Here is a 6871-nt window from a genome sequence, read left to right as displayed (position 1 = left end):
GCGTGTGACCGGCCGACGGCCGGGACGTACGGGAGGGAACCGCGCGCCGCGGGTCGGACCCGCGGCGCGTCGGACCCGCGGCGCGTCAGACCTGCGGCGCGTACGTGCCGAAGCTCCAGATGTTGCCCTCGGCGTCGCGCGCCATGTAGTCCCGCGAGCCGTAGTCCTGGTCGGTCGGCTCCATGAGGATCTCCAGCCCGTGCTCGACGGCCCGCCGGTGGTGCGCGTCCACGTCGTCCACGACGACGTAGACCCCGGCTGGCCCGGCGTGCTCCATCGCCTTGTCGAAGACGCCGCCGGTGCCCTTGCTGCCGAGCATCACCACGCCGTTCCCGTACGACAGCTCGGCGTGCATCACCGCGCCGTCGTCCCCCTCGTAGACCGAGACCCGGGTGAATCCGAACGCCTCCGTCAGCTGCTGGATCGCCGCCTTCGCGTCGCGGTAGAGCAGGGTCGGGGCGATGGACGGAACGCCTGCCATGACGATCACTCCCTCTCGTGAACGGGCCGGTGCGTCGATGTGACCCGCACCACAGCATGGCAGGCGCCACCGACAGTCAGCGGAAGGTGTTGCACTGGGCCATGTCGCCCGTCCGGTAGCCCTGGTAGAACCACTGCCGGCGCTGCTCGGCCGAGCCGTGCGTCCAGGACTCGGGGCTCACGCGGCCCTGGAACTTCTCCTGGATCCGGTCGTCGCCGACGGCCGCCGCCGCGTCCAGCCCGTCCTGGATGTCCTGGTCGGTCAAGGTGGTGATCAGCGGCCGCCCCGTGGACTCGTCCGGGGTCCTCGTCGCGTTGTGCGCCCAGACCCCCGCGTAGCAGTCGGCCTGGAGCTCGACCTTGACGGCGTTGCTGTTCGCGCCCTGCTGCCCGTCCTGGGCCCGCTGGAGGGTGCCGGTCAGGTTCTGGATGTGGTGTCCGTACTCGTGCGCGACCACGTACGCCTGGGCGAAGGGGCCGCCGCTCGCGCCGAACTTCGTCCGCAGGTCGTCGAAGAAGCCCAGGTCCAGGTAGACCTTCCGGTCGGCGGGGCAGTAGAAGGGCCCGACCGCCGAGGTGGCCGCCCCGCAGGCGGTTCCCACCCGGCCGGTGAAGAACACCGTCTGCGCCGGGCTGTACTGGCCGGCGCGCCGCTGGAACTCCTGCCGCCAGAAGTCCTGTGTGCTGTTCACCACGGCGACCAGCCGGCAGTCCTCGCGCGTGTTGGCGTCCTGCCCGGTCCGGCAGCTCTGCTGCACCTGGTTGACGGACGAGGAGGACGGCGCCGGTTCCTCGTTGCCCGACGACAGCCCCAACTGCTCCGGCCCGACCCCGAACAGCAACCCCATGATCAGCGCGATGATGCCGACGAGTCCGCCGCCGATCGTGGCCCTCCCGCCGGGGATGCGGCTGCCGCGCACGTCGTTCACCTCGGACGTGTCCAGATGGGCGTTGTCGTCGAACTGCATCCCGCACCGCCTCTGTCTCCGTGCAGCCATTCGTGCCGCCGAGGGGCCACGTGATCACCCCTGCGGCGAGTATCAACCCGTTCATCCTGGTACGCGCCCCGACGCGGCCGCCCGGTCCGTGGGCCGAACGGGCGACGGACCGGCGTGCCGGGAGAGCGGACCCGGACCATCGGGTGCCCCAAAAGTGGTTGCGCACCCCCGGTAGAATGGTCCGCATGGCAAATCTCCTTGCGGATTAGCGGCGTCGAAGCATCGCGCGTCCTGCCTTCCGCCGTCCCCACCGCCCTGGAGTATTTCCGTGATCACCGCAACCGGCATCGAGCTGCGCGCCGGCGCCCGCATCCTCATCGAGTCCGCTTCCTTCCGCGTCGCCAAGGGCGACCGCATCGGCCTCGTCGGCCGCAACGGAGCGGGCAAGACCACCCTCACCAAGTGCCTCGCGGGCGAGGGCCAGCCCGCCGCCGGGTCCATCGCCCGCTCCGGCGAGGTCGGCTACCTGCCGCAGGACCCGCGCACCGGCGACCTCGACGTACTGGCCCGCGACCGCATCCTGTCCGCGCGCGGACTCGACGTCCTGATCAAGAAGATGCGCGCGAACGAGGAGCGCATCGCCTCCGGCTCCGGCGGCACCCGGGACAAGGCGATGAAGCAGTACGAGCGCCAGGAGACCGAGTTCCTGACCAAGGGCGGCTACTCCGCCGAGGCGGAGGCCGCCACCATCTCGGCCGCCCTCGGCCTGCCCGACCGGGTCCTCGGCCAGCCGCTGCACACCCTCTCCGGTGGTCAGCGCCGCCGCGTCGAGCTCGCGCGGATCCTCTTCTCGGACGCCGACACCCTGCTCCTCGACGAGCCCACGAACCACCTCGACGCCGACTCGATCGTCTGGCTGCGCGACTACCTGAAGAACTACCGCGGCGGCTTCATCGTCATCTCCCACGACGTCGACCTGGTCGAGACGGTCGTCAACAAGGTGTTCTACCTGGACGCCAACCGCGCCCAGATCGACGTCTACAACATGGGCTGGAAGCTCTACCAGCAGCAGCGCGAGGCCGACGAGAAGCGCCGCAAGCGCGAGCGCCAGAACGCCGAGAAGAAGGCCGCGGCCCTGAACTCGCAGGCCGACAAGATGCGCGCCAAGGCCACCAAGACCGTCGCCGCGCAGAACATGGCCAAGCGCGCCGACCGACTGCTCGCCGGCCTCGACGCCGTCCGCGTCTCCGACAAGGTCGCCAAGCTGCGCTTCCCGGACCCGGCGCCCTGCGGCAAGACCCCGCTGACCGCCGAGGGCCTGTCGAAGTCCTACGGCTCGCTGGAGATCTTCACCGACGTCGACCTGGCCATCGACAAGGGCTCGCGCGTCGTGATCCTGGGCCTCAACGGCGCCGGCAAGACCACGCTGCTGCGCCTGCTGTCGGGCACGGAGAAGCCGGACACCGGCACCGTCGTCCCGGGTCACGGCCTCAAGCTCGGCTACTACGCCCAGGAGCACGAGACGCTCGACCCCGAGCGCACCGTCCTGGAGAACATGCGTTCCTCGGCGCCCGACCTGGACCTGGTCGCGGTGCGCAAGACGCTCGGCTCGTTCCTGTTCTCCGGCGACGACGTCGACAAGCCGGCGGGCGTGCTCTCCGGCGGCGAGAAGACCCGGCTGGCCCTGGCCACCCTGGTCGTCTCCTCCGCGAACGTCCTGCTCCTCGACGAGCCCACGAACAACCTCGACCCGGCCAGCCGCGAGGAGATCCTGGGTGCCCTGCGGACCTACAAGGGCGCCGTCATCCTCGTCACCCACGACGAGGGCGCCGTGGAGGCCCTGGAACCGGAGCGCATCATCCTGCTCCCGGACGGCGTCGAGGACCTGTGGGGCCCGGACTACCGGGACCTCGTCGCGCTCGCCTGACCGGCGCCGAGGCGTTGATCCAGTTCCTTCTGGATCATTCGGCTCAGGTGTGATCCATCATCTGAGTGAGACGGTCTCGTACCGTTGCGCGCCGTACGCCGACCCCGGCCGCATCCCCGAGGATGCGCGACCGGGGTCTTCGGCTCATCCGTGCCAGCCCCCTGACCTGGCGATTTCCCCGGACGGCACGGAAGTGTGACGGAGGTCATGCAGCGGAAGAGGAGATTCCGTTCTGCTCGGGTGTCCACGCTTCGAGAAATGCCGGCGTACCGACCTTGCCGAATGGGTGGCCAGGAAGCCGGAGAGGGGTGATCATGAGAAGTCCAGAGCGCACTTCCCATGAGGAGGCACGGGTGGCCGAGACTCTGAAGAAGGGCAGCCGGGTAACCGGCGCCGCGCGCGACAAGCTCGCGGCAGACCTGAAGAAGAAGTACGACTCCGGTGCGAGTATCCGGGCACTGGCCGAAGAGACCGGCCGGTCCTACGGATTCGTCCATCGGATGCTCAGCGAGTCCGGAGTCACGCTGCGCGGTCGCGGAGGCGCGACACGCGGCAAGAAGGCGGCTGCGGCCTGACCCCGTGCCGGGAGGCCCGGGGTGGTGCCGGAGAAGCTCGACGGCTCCACGCTTGATGGGTTGACGATTCTGTTCCACACGCGGTTCCTTCGGTGACCCCCCGGTCGGCCCCGTGGTCGATCGGGTGGTTACTGTGCAGTCACTTCGGCCGAGCATGCGGCCGACTGCACCCGGAGGCACCAGATGGCTCTGCTCGACAAGGACGGCGTACGGCTCACCATCGACGACTCGGTCGCCACGGTGACCCTGACCAATCCGGCCAAGCGAAACGCCCAGTCCCCCGCGCTCTGGCGGGCGTTGGCGGAAGCCGGACAGTCACTGCCGGGCACCGTCCGGGTCGTGGTCCTGCGCGGCGAGGGCAAGTCCTTCTCCGCGGGTCTCGACCGGCAGGCGTTCGCTCCCGAGGGTTTCGAGGGCGAGCCGTCCTTCCTCGATCTGGCACGTGGTGCGGATGAGCTGCTCGACTCCACCATCGCCGAGTACCAGGAGGCCTTCACCTGGTGGCGACGCAATGACATCGTCTCCGTCGCCGCCGTGCAGGGGCATGCGATCGGCGCCGGCTTCCAGCTCGCGCTCGCGTGCGACCTGCGGGTGGTCGCGGACGACGTGCAGTTCGCCATGCGCGAGACCAGCCTGGGACTCGTCCCCGACCTCGGGGGCACCCAGCCCCTGACCGCGCTGGTCGGTTACGCCCGGGCGCTGGAGATCTGCGCCACGGGTCGCTTCGTGCACGCCGAGGAAGCCGAGCGCGTCGGCTTGGCCAACCTGGTCGTCCCCGCCGACGAACTCGACGCCGCCGTACAGGACCTCACCACCGCCCTGCTCGCACCGCCCCGCGACGCGGTCATCGAGACCAAGGCGCTGCTCCGCGACGCCGGCTCCCGCTCGTACGACGCCCAGCGCACCGCCGAGCGCGCCGCGCAGGGCCGCCGACTGCGCGATCTGGCGGGCCTCTCGGACTGATCCGAAGAACCTGGCCGGCGGGCACGCCCCGAACCTGCGGATCGCGCGGGAACCGGGGCCGTGCGCCGTCCCGGTCGACGCGCCGGCCGCGCTGCGCGGGCCGGACCTCGCGCACGCCCCTGATTCGGCGGGCCGGCCCGAACTTCCGGCGGCGGCCCGCCTCAGGGTCTCCCCGCACCGGGCGCACCGCGTGACCTGAGCGGATCGCCGGCGGCGGGTGCCCGGAGATCCGGACCCCCGCCGAAGGAGTGGTCGGTCAGAAGCCGTGCCGGAAACCGCCGTCGACCGGGACCATCACCCCGGTCAGGTACGACGCGGCGGGTGACAGCAGGAACGCCGCCGTGCGGCCGAACTCCTCCGGGGCGCCGTACCGCCGCAGCGGGATGCGGGACTCGTTGGCGGCCCGCGCCGCCTGCGCGTCGCCCGACAGGGCGTCCAGTTCGCGCACCCGGTCCGTGTCGATCCGCGCCGGCAGTAGACCGACGACGCGGATCCCGCGCGGGCCCAGGTCCACCGACAGCGACTTGGCGAAACCGGCCAGGCCCGGCCGCAGGCCGTTGGAGATGGTCAGCCCGGGGATCGGCTCGTGCACCGAGCCCGACAGCACGAAGCCGATGACCCCGCCCTCACCCAGCTCGGCCGCGGCCGCCCGCGCCAGCCGCACCGCGCCCAGGAACACCGCCTCGAAGGCCGCCGCCCACTGCTCGTCGGTGTTGTCGGCCGAAAGGCCCGGGGCCGGCCCGCCCACGCTGATGAGGACGCCGTCGAACCGGCCGAAGCGTTCCTTCGCGGTCGCCACCAGCCGCGTGGCCACCGCCGGGTCGGCGTTGTCCGCCGCGACGCCCACCGCGTTCGGGCCGAGCGCGGCGGCCGCGTCCGCGGCCCGCTTCGCGTCGCGGCCCGTCACCACGACCTTCGCGCCGTCGGCGGTCAGTTCCCGCGCGGAGGCGAAGCCCAGGCCGCGGGTGGCTCCGGTGACGACGTAGACACGGTCCTTCAGTCCAAGATCCATGCGGGCCACGCTACGCCGAAGCGGGCTCCGGGGACACGGCCTTCGCCGCCGCGACGGCGGCGGCCTCCTCGCGGTCGCGCCGCTCCCGGCGGACCAGAACCAGCCAGCCGACCGGCACGGCCGCCGCGAACAGCCACCACTGCACGGCGTACGCCATGTGCGCGCCGATCGAGTCGTGGTCCGGCTCGCCCACCGGCTCCGGGCCTCCCTCGGCGGGGGCCGGGGCGGTGAGTTCCAGGTACCCGCCGAGGACGGGCCGGCCCAGGGACGCGGCCTGCTGCTCGCTGTTGATCAGCATCACCTGGCGGTCGGGCAGGCCCCTGCGGTCCTTGATGCCGCTGCCGCCGCTCGTCTCGTCCGCCTTCAGCCGGCCGGTGACCGTCACCTCGCCCGTCGGCGCGGCCGGCACCGGCGGGTAGGCCCGGGCGTCGCCGCCGCCCGCCACCCAGCCCCGGTTGACCAGCACGGCCCGCCCGTCGGTCAGGACCAGCGGGGTCACGACGTGGAAGCCGACCTTGTCGTCGTTCGAGGTCCGCATCCGCACGACCACCTCGTGGGCGGGGTCGTAGGTACCGGTGGCGGTGACGGCACGCCAGAAGTCGGAGCGCGGAACGGTGTGGCCGGGGGAGGTGAGCCCGGTCATCGGCACGGGCTTCCCGTACAGGTTCCGGGCGATCAGCTCGTTCTGGGCGACCCGGTGCTCATGGCGGTGGAACTGCCAGAAGCCCAGCTTGATCATCGCGGGGATGAGGGCGAGGGCGACGAGGGTGAGGCACACCCACTGCCGGGTCAGTACAAAGCGGTACACGTCCACGACGGTACCCCCAGCGGCGACGACCCCGGCGGCCGGGTGGCCTTCCGGGGTCGGGAGGACGACGGGATCGGACGGGAGACGACGGGATCGGACGGGAGACGACGGGATCGGACGGGAGGACGACGGGATCGGACGCGAGGACGACGGGGCGGGACGTGAGGC

General features: G+C 71.6%; 7 protein-coding genes. 3 read left to right on the top strand and 4 right to left on the bottom strand.

The genetic code is table 11. The features are described 5' to 3' along the window. Nucleotides 1-85: 85 nt before the first annotated feature. The gene (locus tag ACZ4XJ_RS06035) at nucleotides 86-481 is read right to left on the bottom strand and encodes a VOC family protein (protein WP_362878113.1); all 396 of its coding nucleotides are present in this window, start codon (nucleotides 479-481) and stop codon (nucleotides 86-88) included. A 76-nt stretch (nucleotides 482-557) separates the two neighbouring features. Further along, nucleotides 558-1448, bottom strand: coding sequence for a KPN_02809 family neutral zinc metallopeptidase (gene ypfJ, locus ACZ4XJ_RS06030; RefSeq protein ID WP_362878112.1), 891 nt, complete (start codon nucleotides 1446-1448; stop codon nucleotides 558-560). A gap of 298 nt (nucleotides 1449-1746) precedes the next feature. Here ypfJ and ACZ4XJ_RS06025 point away from each other — a divergent pair, with 298 nt between their 5' ends. From ACZ4XJ_RS06025 to ACZ4XJ_RS06015, 3 genes are all read left to right on the top strand, one after another. After that, nucleotides 1747-3345, top strand: coding sequence for an ABC-F family ATP-binding cassette domain-containing protein (locus ACZ4XJ_RS06025; protein WP_362878111.1), 1599 nt, complete (start codon nucleotides 1747-1749; stop codon nucleotides 3343-3345). Nucleotides 3346-3698: 353 nt separating this feature from the next. Beyond that, nucleotides 3699-3920, top strand: a complete 222-nt coding sequence (locus ACZ4XJ_RS06020) for a helix-turn-helix domain-containing protein (protein WP_007263382.1) — start codon at nucleotides 3699-3701, stop codon at nucleotides 3918-3920. A 183-nt stretch (nucleotides 3921-4103) separates the two neighbouring features. Further along, entirely contained in the window at nucleotides 4104-4883 is a 780-nt protein-coding gene (locus tag ACZ4XJ_RS06015; protein ID WP_362878110.1) for an enoyl-CoA hydratase/isomerase family protein, read from the top strand. 256 nt (nucleotides 4884-5139) lie between these two features. Here the strand turns inward: ACZ4XJ_RS06015 and ACZ4XJ_RS06010 are convergent, their stop codons facing one another. Beyond that, nucleotides 5140-5895 (bottom strand): SDR family oxidoreductase, encoded by a 756-nt coding sequence (locus ACZ4XJ_RS06010; protein WP_468495485.1) that lies wholly within the window; start codon nucleotides 5893-5895, stop codon nucleotides 5140-5142. Nucleotides 5896-5905: 10 nt separating this feature from the next. Beyond that, complete coding sequence (locus tag ACZ4XJ_RS06005; protein WP_362878108.1) at nucleotides 5906-6703, bottom strand: SURF1 family cytochrome oxidase biogenesis protein; 798 nt, start codon at nucleotides 6701-6703, stop codon at nucleotides 5906-5908. Nucleotides 6704-6871: the final 168 nt, after the last annotated feature.

The sequence above is a fragment of the Streptomyces sp. NPDC029836 genome, from assembly GCF_055574495.1.
This window is presented reverse-complemented; position numbering and strand designations above follow the sequence as displayed.

Bases quoted from the DNA above. Each gene is read 5' to 3' on its own strand.
- ACZ4XJ_RS06010 (WP_468495485.1), bottom strand. From the start codon at position 5,895: ATGGATCTTGGACTGAAGGACCGTGTCTACGTCGTCACCGGAGCCACC.
- ACZ4XJ_RS06035 (WP_362878113.1), bottom strand. From the start codon at position 481: ATGGCAGGCGTTCCGTCCATCGCCCCGACCCTGCTCTACCGCGACGCG.
- ypfJ (WP_362878112.1), bottom strand. From the start codon at position 1,448: ATGCAGTTCGACGACAACGCCCATCTGGACACGTCCGAGGTGAACGAC.
- ACZ4XJ_RS06015 (WP_362878110.1), top strand. From the start codon at position 4,104: ATGGCTCTGCTCGACAAGGACGGCGTACGGCTCACCATCGACGACTCG.